We start from the raw sequence: 16,680 nt of genomic DNA, 5'->3' as shown, positions 1-16,680 counted from the left end.
ATGATAGCAAGGGAGGAGCAGCATGTCAGAGGTTACAGTTAAAGCATTAGCCGAGGAAATTGGTACTCCGATTGATCGTTTGCTTAAACAGTTTGCCGATGCTGGTATCAGCAAGAAAGCTGAAGAAAGCGTAAGCCAACAGGAAAAACAGACGCTGTTAGCTCACCTGAAGAAAGAACATGGTGGCGATAGCGCTGGCGGGGCTCCTACACGCCTTACTCTTCAACGCAAGACCCGTAGCACTTTGAGTGTATCGGGCTCTGGTGGTAAGAGTAAAAGTGTTCAGGTTGAGGTGCGCAAAAAGCGCACCTATGTAAAACGTTCTGCGCTTGAAGAAGAACAGCGCGCCGCTGAAGAAGCAAAACGTCAGGCAGAAGACGCTGCCAAACGTGAAGCTGAAGAAGCCGTTAAGCGTGCAGCCGAAGAAGCTGCCAAGCGAGAAGCGGAAGAGCAGGCGAAGCGTGAGGCTGAAGAAGCAGCCAAACGTGCCGCTGAAGAAAAGCGTTTAGCTGACGAGAAAGCTAAACAGAATGCAGAACTAGAGGCCAAACGTGACGCTGAGGAAAAGCCGCAACGTGAAGCTGAAGATAAGCGTTTAGCTGAAGAAAAAGCTAAGCGAGCCGCCGCTGATGAACAGGCTAAAAAAGAAGCTGAGGCGCTACAACGTCGCCGGGAAGAGGAAGCCAAGCGTAAAGCCGAAGAAGAAAGTCAGCGCCAGCTAGAAGAGGCACGCAAAATGGCAGAAATGAATGAAAAAAACTGGTCAAAGGCTGATCAGGGTACGACTAATATGGAAAAATCAGATTACCATACTACAACGTCTAGCTACGCTCGCGCAGCTGAAGACGAACAGGATCGTAAAGAAGAAGGCGGTCGTCGCCGTAAGAAGAAAAAAGCTGGCGCTAAGTCAGATGATCGCAATGCTCGTGGTGGCCGTCATCAACGTGGTCGCGGTAAGCCGCAGATGCACAAGCCGACTTCAATGCAGCACGGTTTTGACAAAACAGCAACCGTTGCTAAGCAAGATGTTGTAATTGGCGAAACCATCGTTGTTTCTGAGCTTGCTAACAAGATGTCTGTGAAGGGCGTTGAAGTTATCAAGGTTATGATGAAGATGGGCGCAATGGCGACTATCAACCAGGTTATCGACCAGGAAACAGCTGCGCTAGTGGCTCAAGAAATGGGTCACAAAGTTATCCTGCGTAAAGAAAACGAGCTGGAAGAAGCGGTTCTTTCTGATCGTGACGAAAACCTTGCTTCAGTGCCTCGTGCACCGGTTGTTACTATCATGGGTCACGTTGACCATGGTAAAACATCGACACTTGATTACATCCGTAAAGCTCACGTAGCTTCAGGCGAGGCCGGCGGTATTACCCAGCACATCGGTGCATACCACGTTGAAACTGAAAACGGCATGATCACCTTCCTTGATACTCCGGGACACGCAGCATTTACAGCTATGCGTGCTCGTGGTGCTCAGGCGACGGATATCGTTGTACTGGTTGTTGCTGCGGACGATGGTGTAATGCCACAAACGATTGAGGCTATCCAGCACGCGAAAGCGGCAGGCGTACCTCTGATTGTTGCAGTGAACAAGATCGATAAAGAAGATGCTAACCCAGATAACGTGAAGAACGAACTGGCGCAGTACGATGTTATCCCTGAAGAGTGGGGCGGTGAGAACATTTTCGTTCATATCTCTGCGAAGCAAGGTACTAACATTGACGGTCTTCTTGAAGCGATCCTTCTTCAGTCTGAAGTTCTTGAGCTGACAGCTGTAGAAGAAGGCATGGCGAAAGGTGTGGTTGTAGAATCTCGCCTGGATAAAGGCCGTGGTCCTGTAGCAACTGTTCTTGTTCAGGAAGGTACTCTTCGCAAGGGCGATATCGTACTTTGTGGTCTTGAACATGGCCGTGTACGTGCGATGCGTGATGAGCTAGGCAAAGAAATCGAAACTGCGGGTCCATCAATCCCGGTTGAGATCCTAGGTCTTTCTGGTGTGCCGTCTTCAGGTGACGAAGCAACAGTTGTACGTGATGAGCGTAAAGCTCGTGAAGTTGCGCTTTACCGTCAGGGTAAATTCCGTGATATTAAACTGGCTCGCCAGCAGAAAGCTAAACTGGAGAACATGTTCGCAAACATGGCTGCCGGTGAAGTTGCTGAGCTGAACGTAGTTCTTAAAGCGGACGTACAGGGTTCTGTAGAAGCAATCGCAGATTCTCTACGCAAGCTTTCAACTGACGAAGTTAAGGTGAACATCGTTGGTTCTGGCGTTGGTGGTATCACTGAAACTGATGCGGTACTGGCTGCTGCGTCTAACGCAATCATTCTTGGTTTCAACGTTCGTGCTGATGCATCTGCGCGTCGTACTGTTGACACTGAGAACCTTGATCTGCGCTACTACTCAATCATCTACCAGCTGATTGACGAAGTTAAAGCAGCGATGGGCGGCATGCTTGCTCCTGAATTCAAGCAGGAAATCATTGGCCTTGCTGAAGTGCGTGATGTCTTCAAATCACCTAAGATTGGTGCTATCGCCGGTTGTATGGTTACTGAAGGTATCATCAAGCGTAACAACCCTATCCGTGTACTACGTGAGAACGTTGTAATTTACGAAGGTGAGCTTGAGTCACTACGTCGCTTCAAAGACGACGTTCAAGAAGTTAAGAACGGCTACGAATGTGGTATCGGCGTTAAGAACTACAATGATGTTCGCGTTGGTGACCAGATCGAAGTTTACGAAATCGTTGAAGTTAAGCGTACTCTTGACTAACCATCAGGGTAAGTAGCTGTTTTATAACGACTGATTTTATGGGGAGCCTTGGCTCCCCATTCTTTCAAGAGATGAATTCTTAGAGAGAAAACGAATATGGCAAAAGAATTTAGCCGTACCCAGCGTGTTGCACAGCAGTTGCAAAAAGAGCTGGCGGTGATCCTACAGCGTGAGATTAAAGATCCGCGTATTGCAATGGCAACCATTTCTAGCGTCGATGTATCTCGTGATATGGGCTACGCAAAAGTGTATGTGACTTTCCTAACGGTGGGCGAACAATCGCCGGAAGACAGCCTGGAAGCATTGCGCGAGCTGGCTCCTTATATCCGCTCATTGCTGGGTAAGCAGATCCGTCTGCGTGTGACGCCTGAGCTAAACTTCATCTTCGACCAGTCGCTGACTGAAGGTATGCGTATTTCTAACCTGGTAAGCCAGGCGGTACGTAATGATGAAGTGCGTCGTGGTGACGAACCAGAAGAAGGTGAGGAATAAACCATGGCACGTCGTCGTAAGGGTCGTCCAGTCGATGGGGTAATCCTCCTCGACAAACCAACCGGACTTAGCTCGAACGATACGCTGCAGAAAGTAAAGCGTATCTTCTTTGCTCAGAAAGCAGGCCATACGGGTGCACTTGATCCATTGGCAACCGGTATGCTGCCGATTTGCTTTGGTGAAGCGACGAAGTTTTCCCAGTTTTTGCTCGATTCGGACAAGCGCTATCGTGTTATTGCTAAGCTGGGTGAACGTACCGATACCTCGGATTCCGATGGAGAAGTTGTTCAAACACGTGAAGTGAAAGTGGATCGTGGTCAGCTGGAGCGTTGCATTGCTAAGTTCCGCGGGACAACAGACCAAATTCCGTCGATGTACTCGGCACTGAAATACCAGGGACGTAAGCTATATGAATACGCCCGTGAAGGGATTGAGGTGCCTCGCGAATCTCGTAAGATCACCGTGTATTCAGTGGAGCTTATCCGTTTTGACAACAACGAAGTCGAGATGGAGCTGCATGTATCGAAGGGTACTTACATCCGCACTATCGTTGACGACCTGGGTGAAATGCTGGGTTGTGGTGCGCACGTAACTTACCTGCGTCGTACCGGTGTTTCTAACTTCCCGATGGAACGCATCGTGACATTGGAGCAGCTTCAGGCCTTGCTGGACCAAGCCAATGAGCAGGGGATTGTCCCTAGCGAGTTGCTTGATCCTTTGTTGCTGCCGACAGACACTGCGGTTCAGGATTTACCGGAAGTAAATATACTGCCGATGCTTGCAACTTACATTCTAAATGGCAACCCGGTCCAAGCCGGTCGAGTGCCAGAAACAGGTACGCAGGTGCGTATTACTGTTGGTGAGCAACGTGAGTTTATCGGTGTGGGCGTTATCGATGATGATGGCTTGCTGGCACCGAAACGCGTGATGGCGAATAAGCAAGCTTAAGGAGCGAGAGGCCGAAGGTTCCTCGTTTTGAAAAGAGATAAAGGTGCTTGGTTATACTAAGCCCGAGAAGAGCGGAATACTTGTTGTGGGTATTCCGTTTTTTTATTGCTGCCAGCCTGCTTTTTCTCTTGTCTTATAAGCCTTCGCGAAATTGAATATTCTCTTGTAGTTGTTGTGGGCTACCAGTATAATCCGCGGCTCGGGTGTCGGCTGAATCAGAGATTGGCTGGCACAAATTTGAAACATCTTGTATTAGGATAGAGTTATGTCTCTGAATGCAGAAACTAAAGCAGCAATCGTTGCTGAATACGCACAATGTGAAAACGACACTGGTTCTCCTGAAGTTCAGGTTGCACTGCTAACAGCACAAATCAACCACCTTCAAGGTCACTTTGCTAACCACAAACACGACCACCACAGCCGTCGCGGTCTGCTACGTATGGTTTCTCGTCGTCGTAAGCTTCTAGACTACCTTAAAGGTAAGAACCTAGATCGCTACCAAGACCTAATCAAGCGTCTAGGCCTACGCCGCTAAGATTGCTTTTGAGAAAGGAGCCTTTTGGCTCCTTTCTTTTTGCTCTTTCATTCTCCTTACTTACAGCTTCATCTAATACCTGCATCGTCATTGCTCATTGAATGTTACTGTAGTGAGTAGATTGATTAATCACTGACATATTTACGTCGTGAGATCGCGAGTCGTTTTCGTCGACCTTCAGGTCGCGGCTAATGACAGTTCTTTCTCTCTGCAAGAATTTTCATTAGTCGCGATACGTGAAATCACAGTAAAGTGTCTTTCATCACATGACGCTTTTCCTTGTGTCAGATATACTTAACGACGCAAATAGAAAGCGGAATAAAAATTAAGGAAATTCACGTGAATCCTATCGTAAAGACTTTCCAGTACGGTAACCACACGGTTACTATCGAGACTGGTGTTATGGCACGTCAAGCGACTGCTGCTGTAATGGTAAGCATGGACGACACTTCAGTGTTCGTTTCTGTTGTTGGTAAAAAAACAGCGGTTGAAGGCCAGGACTTCTTCCCTCTAACTGTTAACTACCAAGAGCGTACTTACGCGGCAGGTAAAATCCCAGGTGGTTTCTTCAAGCGTGAAGGTCGTCCATCTGAAGGCGAAACACTGACAGCTCGTCTGATTGACCGTCCGATCCGCCCGCTATTCCCTGATGATTTCAAAAACGAAGTGCAAGTTATTGCAACTGTCGTTTCTGTAAACCCAGATGTAAACCCAGATATCGTTACCATGATTGGTACGTCTGCGGCGCTGGCTATTTCTGGTATTCCATTTAATGGCCCTATCGGTGCAGCACGTGTTGGTTACATCAATGATCAATTCGTTCTAAACCCAAGCAACACTGAGCTAGAAGAAAGCCGTCTAGACCTAGTAGTTGCAGGTACGGAAGGTGCTGTTCTGATGGTTGAATCAGAAGCTGACCGCCTATCTGAAGAGCAAATGCTACAAGCTGTTGTATTCGGTCACGATCAGCAGCAAGCAGTGATCAATGCGATCAACGAGTTCGCAGCTGAAGTTGCAACACCAGCATGGGATTGGGAAGCGCCAGCAGTAAACACAGAGCTGAAAGCTCTTGTTGCTGAAAAAGCAGAAGCTCGTCTAGCTGAAGCGTATCAAATTACTGAAAAAATGGCTCGCTACGACCAAGTTGGCACGATCAAGAATGATGTCGTTGAAGCTATGCTGGCTGAAAACGAAGAGCTTGATGAGCGCGAAATCCGCGACATGCTTGGTTCTCTAGAGAAGAATGTTGTACGTAGCCGCATTATTGCTGGCAACCCACGTATCGATGGCCGTGAAAAAGACATGGTTCGTGCGCTAGACGTACGTACAGGTGTACTTCCACGTACTCATGGTTCTTCTCTGTTCACTCGCGGTGAAACTCAGGCGCTAGTAACTGCTACTCTTGGCACACAGCGTGATGCGCAAATCATCGACAGCCTAACTGGTGAGAAGAAAGATCACTTCCTTCTACACTACAACTTCCCTCCATACTGTGTAGGTGAGACTGGTTTCGTTGGTTCACCTAAGCGTCGTGAAATCGGTCACGGTAAACTGGCGAAGCGTGGTATTGCGGCAGTAATGCCTTCTGTTGACGAATTCCCGTACACAGTACGTGTTGTTTCTGAAATCACAGAATCTAACGGTTCATCTTCAATGGCTTCTGTATGTGGTACATCTCTAGCACTTATGGATGCTGGTGTGCCAATCAAAGCATCTGTTGCGGGTATCGCAATGGGTCTTGTTAAAGAAGGCGATGACTTTGTTGTTCTTTCTGACATCCTGGGTGATGAAGACCACCTAGGTGACATGGACTTTAAAGTTGCGGGTACTGATGATGGTATCACTGCACTGCAGATGGATATCAAAATTGAAGGTATCACTAAAGAGATCATGCAGATTGCTCTGAACCAGGCTAAAGGTGCTCGTAAGCACATCCTTAGCGTGATGGATGATGCAATCAACGCACCTCGTGAAGATATTTCTGAGTTCGCTCCACGTATTCATACGATGAAGATCAACCCAGAGAAGATCAAAGACGTGATCGGTAAGGGTGGTGCAGTTATCCGTGCTCTAACGGAAGAGACTGGCACTACGATCGAAATCGAAGATGACGGTACTGTGAAGATTGCAGCGACAGAAGGTACAGCAGCGAAAGAAGCAATTCGCCGTATCGAAGAAATTACTGCAGACGTTGAAGTTGGCCGCATCTACACCGGTAAGGTAATGCGTATTGTTGACTTCGGTGCATTTGTTTCTGTGATTGGCGCGAAAGAAGGTCTGGTACACATTTCTCAGATCTCTCAAGAGCGTATCGAGAAAGTTGCAGATCACCTGGAAATGGGTCAGGAAGTTAAGGTTAAAGTCCTTGAGATTGACCGTCAGGGCCGTATCCGTCTAAGCATGAAAGAAGCACAGGCCGAGCTGAACCCAGCTCCTGCTGGTGAAGAGAAGCCAGAAGCTTAAGTCTTTTTAAAAAAGCATGATATAAAGGGGCTGAGAAGCCCCTTTTTTAGACCTATGAGTTACTTACACCTGACTGAATCATGTACAACCTTCTCAATGAGAGAGAAAATGTCAGGATAATTGTTCAGTTTGGTATTAGCATTTAACGAAATGCGCCTTCTTGCGCTAATGGTATAAGCTAGTAAGAAGAACTCGTCAGTTTGGTAATACCTCAGGGAGAATTGCATTGATTGCAAACAGGTTAAAAATCGCATGTATCGCGGTGACGATGTTGGCTGGTTGTAGTATGGCTCCTCAGTCTAAATGGACCCATCCCCCGATGGCGGTACCTTTCCAGCCGACTATCCAGCAACAGATTCAGCTGGCACGCATTGATCAGTTACTAAAGCGCAGCGATCTGGATACTGATACCCTGGCCCAAGTTTATTATGAACGTGGTTTACTTCATGACAGTATTGGCCTGCGGGATCTCGCCCGACTTGATTTCAACCAGTCGCTGTCACTAAAACCGGATCAGCCGGATGTATTTAATATTCTCGGTGTCTACTTCACTCAGAGTGCCCACTTTGATGCGGCCTATGAAGCGTTTGACTCCACCCTTGAGCTGAACCTGCGTCACCCGTTTGCCCAGCGAAACCGCGGGATTGCTCTGTATTACGGTGGTCGATACGATTTAGCTCATGAAGATCTCATTGCCCACTATCAGCAGAATGTTAATGATCCCTACCGGGTGATTTGGCTGTACCTGGTTGATTTGGAACGTTCGCCTGAAACGGCGCAGGAGAAGTTGCAACAACGTTATGATGTTGCTGATAAGCAAGAGTGGGGCTGGCAGATCGCTCGGCTTTACCTTGGAGAGCTGACGGAAAGTGAGTTACTGGCTCAGATTGCCAGTGAAAGTGAAGATAATGACATCTTGGCAGAGCACTTGACCGAGGCGTATTTTTATCTTGCTAAAATTTACCACTATAACAAGGATTACTCGTCAGCCTTGATGCTGTATAAGCTGGCATTGGCAGGCAATGTGTACGAGTTTGTTGAGCATCGTTTTTCATTGTTAGAGCTTAGTCGCCTGATGGCTGCGGCCAAGCTAGAGCAGTCAGCTGAAGAAGTAGGCGAAAGCTGATACTGTTGTTGATACAGGCACAGATAGACAAAATAAAAAAGCCGCGGATTCCGCGGCTTTATTTTATGGCGATAATGCAAGATAGCTACGCAGCACTTTTGTAATGCTTTGTTTGCAATTTATTGGGCAATATCCAGGCCAGCCAGGCTGTGCCAGTAACCATTGCATTGGTGACCGCCTTCCAGTTGGTGACGTATCGTACCTTGTTCGTTGGCACGGAAATCATCGACCAGGCTTAGAGTTTCAACACCAAGCGGACTCAGGCGAATTACATCAACCAGCCCTTCCATTCCTTTAAGATCATTGATCAGGTTGTAGCAGTAACCTGATTGGGTCTGAATACCGTTTAGGGTAAAGACTTTCTGCGATTCCTGACTGTTGACCGTGATCCCGTTCGGGTATTTGATACAACAGGTTTCGCAGTCATCCTTGGCGCGATCTTCGGCACGGGCTGTGAAGCAGCGGGCCGAGTAGGCCAGCGGCAGGTAGCCGTAGCTGAAAACTTCGGTTTCGAATTTGTCGCGGATGCCAAGTTGTTCGCATTCTTTCACGACATTTTGTAGCCATTCGCGTGATAGCTCGACTGGCATACACCAGCGCACCATGCCTTTTTTCAGGAACAGGTTCAGCGTCTGGGCGTTATAGCAGTTGACTGCTGGGCCGACAACAAACGGAATACCTTTTTCGTGAGCCATTTGTATCGCTGAGACATCGTTGGCTTCGATGATGAAATCACCGTTGTCGATGTACTTCTTCATTACATTGACTTCACTCGGTGCTTCGAGCAGAGCCATTGTCGACAGTACAACCTGCTTGCCAGTTGATGCGATGTCTTTGGCGATATCAAACCACTGCGCCGGCTTCACTTCGCGGCGCTTCGAGCACACGCTCTCACCAAGGTAGATGATATCGGTATTGGCATTTTTGGCCTGTTGGTAGAAGGTTTCTACATCGTTTTGGGGCCAGAAATAAAGGAGTGGACCAAGTGAGTATTTCATTATGTTCTCCTTTATTGCCACTTGCGGTGGTAAGCACCCAGGGTGGTTTGCTTACCTTCTGAAACATTACCCAGACAAGAGTTCCACGCCGGATCGACATGGTAGCCTTCAGGGTTTGCTAAGTAGCGATCGATCGCTGCGCGCCAGGTACGGGTAACCTGTTCAACATAGGCAGGACTGCGCTGGCGACCTTCGATTTTCACAGAAGCGATATTTGCCTTGAACAGCTCTGGCAGGATTTCCAGGGTGTTGAGGCTGGTTGGCTCTTCCAGGGCGTGGTAACGCTTGCTATTGCCATCAAGGTCGACTTCAAAGCGGCCTTTACACAAGGTCGGGTAACCTGCGTTTTCGCCATCTGCATAGCGGTCAATCAAGATATTATTCAGGCGTGACTCTAGTCCCTGCGGGGTTTCCTGCCAGCGGACATACTTGGCTGGTGAGCAAGCACCGACGGTGTTCGGTGACTCACCCGTCATGTAGGAAGACAGGTAGCAGCGGCCTTCAGACATGATGCATAAGCTGCCGAATGCAAAAACTTCCAGATCCATATCTGTATTGCGGGCAAGCTGCTTAACCTGGTGGATTGACAGCACGCGAGGCAGTACCACACGTTTGACATTGAAGTTCTGTTTGTAGAAATCAATAGCAGCCGTATTGGTTGCAGATGCTTGTACAGATAGGTGGAGTTCTAGATCCGGGTATTTGGTTGCCGCATATTCCAAGACGGCAATATCAGCTACGATCAGGGCATCAACGCCCATTGCAGCTGCATTGTCGACCGCACGTGCCCAGCGTTCAAAGCCGTCTGGGTGGGCGAAGGTATTAAGGGCAACGTGTAACTTCCTGTCATGATCTTTCACGTATTGGACGGCTTTCTCTAGCTTGCGACCAGTAAAGTTTAAACCTGCAAAATGGCGGGCATTGGTGTCATCTTTAAAACCGATGTATACCGCGTCCGCACCGTTATCAATGGCAGTTTTCAGCGCCGGAAGGTTACCGGCGGGGCAAAGTAGCTCCATATTATTATATCTACCAGTGGTGGAATGAAGTTATGGAGGAATAGTAGGGGGGTTGGTGCCCCCTTGTCTTGATATCAGGCAGGTTTTATTGATTTAGGACAATTTTTTTGTGTCTGGTGACTATTTTGTCAGCAATTGGGCAAAAATTAGTCCTGATGGCGGCTATGTTTGAGCAAAATCGCTTCGAGTTCATTTTTGGGCTGCGGCCGATAGAAGTGGAAGCCCTGGATATAGTCGCAATTGAGGTTTGACAGCAGTGTTGCCTGCTGGCGGGTTTCTACCCCTTCCGCCACAATGCTCATATTTAGTGATTTGCCAAGGTTGATGATGTTTTCAATCAGAGTTACCTGCTTGGGCACTGTTTCGATGTCTTTTATAAAAGCCCGGTCAATCTTGAGTTCGTCGAGCGGGAAACGAGCAAGGTAGGACAGTGACGAATATCCTGTTCCGAAGTCGTCGATGGAGAGAGCAAAGCCTTGCTTTTTGATGGCGTTCAACATCTGAATTGCATGTTTACTGTCGCTCATTACCGCGCTTTCTGTCAGCTCGAAGGTTATATCATTGGGATTGACCCTGGTGGATTTCTTTAACTGCTCGACGTAAGTGTTCAGGTTCGGGTTACCAAACTGCTGTGGTGACAGGTTAATCGCCACCCGCCCAGCCATCAGCCCCTGCTGCTTCCATTTACAGACGGTGGTGAATACTTCTTTCATTACGACCTGTCCCACTTGCTCAATCATGCCGGAGCGCTCAGCTACCGGGATGAACTGGGCCGGGCTGATATAGCCTTCCACCGGGTGTTTCCAGCGTACCAGGGCTTCTGCACCGTCAATCACAAAGTCGCGGGCATTGACCTTAGGTTGGTACCAGACTTCAAGCCCGTTATGTTGCAGGGCTTTTTGCAGTTCGATTTCTAGCCATAGTTGCATCCGTGCTTCTTTGTTCATCTCTTCGCTGAACCTCACCAGCCGGTTCCGGCCGCGGTTTTTGGCCTCGTACATCGCGGTATCGGCATTTTGCAGCAGGATGCGGGCGTCGTTACCGTCTCCCGGATAGCTGACCATACCGATAGAGCATGCGAGATGCTTGCTGAAATGATGCAGGTCGAACGGCTGGTTGATAAGGGCTATGATTTGTTGCGAGATCAACTCGCCGGCACGGTCATGTTCGGGCTCAGGCAAGATGACGGCAAATTCATCACCACTGAGATGGCCGATAATTGCCGTTTCTGGCAACAGGCGGCGAAGGCGCTGGGAGATTTCCTGCAGTACCCGATCGCCGATATGGTGCCCCAGTGAATCGTTGATATTTTTGAAGTTGTCGAGGTCAAGGTAGATCATGACCAATGGCGTTTCATTGTTGATCAGCTGGCTAAGCCGACGACTGAAGCCGTGACGGTTATAAAGCCCTGTGAGCGGATCGGTATGGACTAACTGCTCGACCTGACCTTGCTGCACTGCTTGTTCGGATGTGTCTTTTAATAGCACCAGTTTAGCTGGCGAACCAAGTAAAGTAATATCGGAAGCCGAAACCTGTAGCGATCGATCGGTATTGCAGCGGGGGCTGGTCTGGCATTGGCGTGGAGTCGTTTTGTCCAGTTGGCTTATTTGCCCGCCGAGGATACGTTGGCTGTGGCTGTCAATCAGCAAGCGGCCAAGTTCTTCGCCGATCAATTCCCGTGGAGACTCGAATCCCAGCAGATTTGCTGCGGCCTGATTGGCTGAGATGATGATCTCGCCTTCGACAATACAGCTGCCGTCACTGAGCAGTTCATTGAGTTGGCTTAGTTGGTCTTCCAGCTCCTGTAGCGAATTAACCAGTACCTGGCGCTCGGAGGTGTCGGCGGAATGTAGAACGATATAAGGAATATTGCCGGATTTATCTGGAAGAGGCGCCAGGCTGAAGTGCATACTGGTATCGTGGCGGTTGTCGTTGAGCACAACCTCGCCTTCGACCGATTCTCCTTTGAAAGCCCGATCGTAATATGGGCGCAGTGAGTCGTAAAACGCATGGCCAAGAATAGCGGTGTCGTTTTGTCCTACCAGCTCTTCGCGTTTCAGTCCGCTTACTTCACAGTAGCGGCTGTTGACGACCAGGTAATTATGATCTTTGTCCAATATAGCAAACAGAAAGGGGCTGTTATCGGTCAGCAGCGGAAACCAGTAATTAAGTTGCTCAGTCGGCATTGATGAATCGTACGTCCGTATGCGTTAGACTTCGGCCTGTAGCCGGTCAATAATTCGTGCCGGATACTATAACCTGTGATGAAGGCGCAATTCCAAACTTTGCGTGCAGAGAAGCGTTTTTTTTGACCTGAGGCATAAAAAACATCCCCTTCATTACCCTACAATCGATGAATAATTGCGACATAGACAGGATAATAAACAGTGATTGCTCAACTACGAAAGCACATGGTACAGCATGGCCCGGCATTGATTCGTGTGCCTGCTAAGTTGACCCCTTTCGCGATCCAGAAGAAATGTATGCTGGATGGCTTGGCGATGGTCTTTAAAGAAGCGCTGGAAGACGGCGACTTTGAATTTTTGGAAGACCGTTGGTTGAAAGTCGAGGTAAGGGATCTTGGCCTGCGCTGGTTTATCAGTTACCAAAATGAGCAACTGGTTGTCTCGGATCATGTTGAGCAGGAAGATGTGAGTTTTAGCGGTGAGTGCAATGATCTTGTTTTGATTGCGGCTCGCAAGGAAGATCCGGATACGCTTTTCTTCCAGCGCCGCCTTCGCATTGAAGGTGACACAGAATTGGGTCTGGAAGTGAAAAACCTGATGGATAGTATTGATTTGGAATCACTGCCGGCACCCGTAAAATTTGTATTGCAGCAGTCAGCTGACTTCATCCAGAAAGGGATGCAGGATATCGCTGCTGAACAAGAGGTTATTAATGCTCATTAGAACTGAGGCACCGGCAGATATTCTGCCTATCGACCATTTACTTAAAGCGACGTTTGATACAGAGGCAGAAGCTAATCTGGTGATGAGGTTGCGGGAAAATGGCCGCCGCACCTTGTCTCTTGTCGCATGCAGCGATGAAGGTGAACTGATCGGACACTTGTTTTTCAGTCCGGTGACCGTTGACGGACAGGATGATAACTGGCAAGGACTGGCACCGCTGGCAGTGAAGCCGGAATGCCAGGGGCAAGGTGTTGGCCTGGCGCTGATGGAAGAAGCTAAAAGCATGCTGGCTGAGTTTGGTTACCCAGTTACCGTGGTGCTGGGCCATAGCGATTATTACCCTAAGGTCGGATTTGTTAAGGCTTCTGACCATGGGTTGAGCTGTAGCTGGCCAGTTCCGGATGAAGCATTTATGGTCTTGGAGCTGATCCCTGGTACATTGGCCGGGAAAAGTGGGCTGGTCGAGTACAGTGCCGAGTTCTCGGATGTTTAGTACCGCCGTGTTTTCGGGCTGATAAAATACCACCAGAGGGTGGTATTTTTATTGGTGTAGTTGGTTACGGGGATCTGGTAGGATCGCCTGCCGAAGTGATACCACCAGACAGAAATGGTAAGAGGATGAATCAGCGAGACATACAGGTATTACAGGAGATGGGCCTGACTTACTGGCAAGTAAGAAAGCCGTCATTCTTTCCTAATATGGAGGTGCCTGCGATTGACCTTCCCGAAACGTGCAAACTGCTGTTTGTCTGCTCGGAAGAGCTGGATGAGCACGACCGCTGGTTATTTGGTCGGATCCTGAAAAGCATGAAGCTAAGCCCCGAGCAGGCGCTGCTGGTACCGCCGCAGGCACTGGAGCAGATCCGGGAGCATCACTTGACCTGGTGCTGGCTGGCTGGTTGTCAGGGGGGGCATCCCGCAGGTAGTCAGTTGTTGACTTCGGTATCACTGAAACAAATGCATACTAATCCGGTTAGCAAAAAAGCCTTATGGCAACAGATTTGTTCATATGAGTCATAAAATTGTACCACTTGAGCCACATCACCAGGATGATGTCTGGCGTATTGAGCAGGCAGCTCATGCCTTTCCTTGGTCAGAGTCACTGATCCGTAAAGAGCCGAATAAGATTGCTGCTAACTTTGTATTGCAGGTTGGAGAGCAGGTGGTTGGTTACTGCTTTGGCCAGAACGTAGCTGGCGAAGCGACGCTGCTCAACATCGCTATTGATCCTGCTTGCCAGGGCAAGGGTTACGGCAAGATTTTGCTTGAAGGGTTTATTGATCAGCTTTCGGCACGCAATGCCGAGGAGATCTGGCTTGAAGTACGGGCTAGTAATACCCGGGCTTTTCAGCTGTACGAGGCACTTGGTTTCAATGAAATCAACCGTCGGGAGGGTTACTACCCGACGGAAACAGGGCGCGAAGATGCCCTGATCATGACGTATCTGATCATGTAGCCGCTTAATCACGCTTTGCGTGTTGTAAACAGAGCAGGCTTACCGCTGTTTCTTTCTGCGGAGTTTGCGTATAATTCCGCCATCTTTTAAGGCTCCATTGATTTGCCGCCCGTATTGCGCGCCAGTGACGGAACCTAATTGAGGTGCCGATTCAGGAGCCGGGTAGCCCATACAGATGAGTCTGACGGGCTGCTGCTCGATTATTGAAATCTCTAACAGGATTATCAACGCTTATGTCATTTCTACAAGAAGTGGGTAAACGCCGTACGTTTGCTATCATTTCTCACCCGGATGCGGGTAAAACAACAATCACCGAAAAAGTACTGTTATTCGGAAACGCGATTCAAAAAGCCGGTACCGTAAAAGGCCGTGGTTCTAACCAGCATGCTAAGTCTGACTGGATGGAAATGGAAAAAGAACGTGGTATCTCGGTAACGACTTCGGTGATGCAGTTCCCATACAACGATTGTTTGGTGAACCTGCTTGATACCCCAGGACACGAAGATTTCTCGGAAGATACCTACCGTACCCTTACCGCCGTTGACTCCTGTCTGATGGTTATCGATGCCGCGAAAGGTGTCGAGGATCGTACTCGTAAGCTGATGGAAGTAACCCGTCTACGTGATACGCCAATCGTAACCTTCATGAACAAACTTGACCGTGATGTTCGTGATCCAATGGAAGTGCTAGATGAAGTAGAAAGCGAGCTAGGTATGGCTTGTGCTCCTATTTCATGGCCGATTGGTTGTGGTAAAGAATTTAAAGGTGTTTACCACATTCACCGTGATGAAACGATCTTGTACGAGTCTGGTCACGGCCATGAAATCCAAGAAGTACGTATCATCAAAGGTCTGGACAACCCTGATCTAGACGCTGCAGTCGGTGCCGTTCTTGCGGAAAGCGTACGTGAAGAGCTTGAGCTTGTGATTGGCGCATGTCCTGAATTTGATCACGACTTGTTCCTGGCCGGTGAGCTAACGCCAGTTTACTTCGGTACTGCATTGGGTAACTTCGGTGTAGACCACATGCTGGACGGTCTGACTAAGTGGGCACCAGCTCCGGAAACCCGTAAAGCGAACGAGCGTGATGTTGAAGCGACTGAAGAGAAATTCTCTGGTTTCGTCTTCAAGATCCAGGCAAACATGGATCCAAAACACCGTGACCGTATCGCATTCATGCGTATCGTTTCGGGTACTTACAGCCAAGGCATGAAAATGAACCATGTTCGTACCGGCAAGAACGTAAGTATTTCTGATGCGGTAACCTTCATGGCAGGCGACCGTGCCCGTGCAGAGAAAGCTTATGCGGGTGATATTATCGGCTTGCATAACCACGGTACGATCCAGATTGGTGATACCTTTACCCAGGGTGAAAACCTGAAGTTTGCCGGTATTCCAAACTTTGCACCTGAGCTATTCCGTCGTATCCGCCTGAAAGATCCTCTGAAGCAAAAGCAGCTGCTGAAAGGTCTGGTTCAGCTGTCTGAAGAAGGTGCGGTACAGGTATTCCGTCCGCTACAAAACAACGACCTTATCGTTGGTGCGGTTGGTGTGCTTCAGTTCGACGTAGTTGTTGCCCGCTTGAAAGCAGAATACAACGTAGAAGCGATCTACGAAGGTGTTAATGTTGCAACGGCGCGCTGGGTAGAGTGCGATGATGCCAAGAAGCTTGAAGAATTCAAGCGCAAGAACCAGTCTAACCTGGCTCTGGATGGTGGTGACAACTTAAGTTACATCGCACCGACGATGGTGAACCTGAACCTGGCTAAAGAACGTTTCCCTGAAGTTGACTTCCGAGCAACCCGTGAGCACTAAGGGATAATGAGTAAGGCTATAGCCTACGGAACGACAAAGCCGTCACAATAGTGGCGGCTTTTTTTATGACATTTTTATGGATCTGCCCTAGCTCTCTTTCCTTCTGTTTGTTGATGTCTAATATTCCATGTATTGCACTTTGTGGGA

The 16,680-nt window shown here is 48.7% G+C and carries 14 protein-coding genes; 11 read left to right on the top strand and 3 right to left on the bottom strand.

Annotated features, from left to right (window positions below; translation table 11 throughout):
* Window positions 1-22 precede the first annotated feature (22 nt).
* From infB to nlpI, 6 genes are all read left to right on the top strand, one after another.
* A complete protein-coding gene (gene infB / locus Q0852_RS13780) occupies window positions 23-2,773 on the top strand; it encodes a translation initiation factor IF-2 (protein WP_299018857.1) in 2,751 nt (916 codons plus the stop codon).
* 96 nt (window positions 2,774-2,869) lie between these two features.
* Window positions 2,870-3,265, top strand: a complete 396-nt coding sequence (gene rbfA, locus Q0852_RS13775) for a 30S ribosome-binding factor RbfA (protein ID WP_299018855.1) — start codon at window positions 2,870-2,872, stop codon at window positions 3,263-3,265.
* A gap of 3 nt (window positions 3,266-3,268) precedes the next feature.
* The gene (truB, locus tag Q0852_RS13770) at window positions 3,269-4,213 is read left to right on the top strand and encodes a tRNA pseudouridine(55) synthase TruB (protein WP_299018853.1); all 945 of its coding nucleotides are present in this window, start codon (window positions 3,269-3,271) and stop codon (window positions 4,211-4,213) included.
* Between the two features lie 265 nt (window positions 4,214-4,478).
* Window positions 4,479-4,748, top strand: a complete 270-nt coding sequence (rpsO, locus tag Q0852_RS13765; RefSeq protein WP_005369538.1) for a 30S ribosomal protein S15 — start codon at window positions 4,479-4,481, stop codon at window positions 4,746-4,748.
* A 333-nt stretch (window positions 4,749-5,081) separates the two neighbouring features.
* On the top strand, window positions 5,082-7,211 hold the full coding sequence (gene pnp, locus Q0852_RS13760; protein WP_299019030.1) for a polyribonucleotide nucleotidyltransferase: 2,130 nt from the start codon (window positions 5,082-5,084) through the stop codon (window positions 7,209-7,211).
* Between the two features lie 226 nt (window positions 7,212-7,437).
* A complete protein-coding gene (gene nlpI / locus Q0852_RS13755; RefSeq protein WP_299018839.1) occupies window positions 7,438-8,337 on the top strand; it encodes a lipoprotein NlpI in 900 nt (299 codons plus the stop codon).
* Between the two features lie 119 nt (window positions 8,338-8,456).
* On the opposite strand, the gene Q0852_RS13750 is transcribed toward nlpI, so the two are convergent.
* The 3 genes from Q0852_RS13750 to Q0852_RS13740 all read right to left on the bottom strand — a co-directional run bounded on the left by Q0852_RS13750 (window position 8,457) and on the right by Q0852_RS13740 (window position 12,540).
* Complete coding sequence (locus tag Q0852_RS13750; protein WP_299018837.1) at window positions 8,457-9,335, bottom strand: U32 family peptidase; 879 nt, start codon at window positions 9,333-9,335, stop codon at window positions 8,457-8,459.
* A gap of 11 nt (window positions 9,336-9,346) precedes the next feature.
* The gene (locus Q0852_RS13745; RefSeq protein WP_299018835.1) at window positions 9,347-10,354 is read right to left on the bottom strand and encodes a peptidase U32 family protein; all 1,008 of its coding nucleotides are present in this window, start codon (window positions 10,352-10,354) and stop codon (window positions 9,347-9,349) included.
* A gap of 146 nt (window positions 10,355-10,500) precedes the next feature.
* Window positions 10,501-12,540 carry an EAL domain-containing protein gene (locus Q0852_RS13740; protein ID WP_299018833.1) on the bottom strand — a complete coding sequence of 680 codons (2,040 nt, stop codon included), beginning with the start codon at window positions 12,538-12,540 and terminating at the stop codon, window positions 10,501-10,503.
* Window positions 12,541-12,741: 201 nt separating this feature from the next.
* On the opposite strand from Q0852_RS13740, the gene Q0852_RS13735 reads away from it, so the two are divergent.
* From Q0852_RS13735 to prfC, 5 genes are all read left to right on the top strand, one after another.
* Window positions 12,742-13,263 (top strand): SCP2 domain-containing protein, encoded by a 522-nt coding sequence (locus Q0852_RS13735; RefSeq protein ID WP_299018832.1) that lies wholly within the window; start codon window positions 12,742-12,744, stop codon window positions 13,261-13,263.
* The gene (locus tag Q0852_RS13730) at window positions 13,253-13,756 is read left to right on the top strand and encodes a GNAT family N-acetyltransferase (RefSeq protein WP_299018830.1); all 504 of its coding nucleotides are present in this window, start codon (window positions 13,253-13,255) and stop codon (window positions 13,754-13,756) included. The genes Q0852_RS13735 and Q0852_RS13730 overlap by 11 nt, the downstream gene beginning before the upstream one ends.
* Window positions 13,757-13,881: 125 nt before the next feature.
* Complete coding sequence (locus Q0852_RS13725) at window positions 13,882-14,283, top strand: DNA polymerase III subunit psi (protein WP_299018828.1); 402 nt, start codon at window positions 13,882-13,884, stop codon at window positions 14,281-14,283.
* A complete protein-coding gene (gene rimI, locus Q0852_RS13720) occupies window positions 14,273-14,719 on the top strand; it encodes a ribosomal protein S18-alanine N-acetyltransferase (RefSeq protein ID WP_299018827.1) in 447 nt (148 codons plus the stop codon). The genes Q0852_RS13725 and rimI overlap by 11 nt, the downstream gene beginning before the upstream one ends.
* Before the next feature lie 233 nt (window positions 14,720-14,952).
* Complete coding sequence (prfC, locus tag Q0852_RS13715) at window positions 14,953-16,533, top strand: peptide chain release factor 3 (protein ID WP_299018825.1); 1,581 nt, start codon at window positions 14,953-14,955, stop codon at window positions 16,531-16,533.
* The last annotated feature ends 147 nt before the right edge of the window (window positions 16,534-16,680 follow it).

The organism is uncultured Photobacterium sp., from assembly GCF_947502415.1.
Lineage (GTDB): Bacteria > Pseudomonadota > Gammaproteobacteria > Enterobacterales > Vibrionaceae > Photobacterium.
This window is presented reverse-complemented; position numbering and strand designations above follow the sequence as displayed.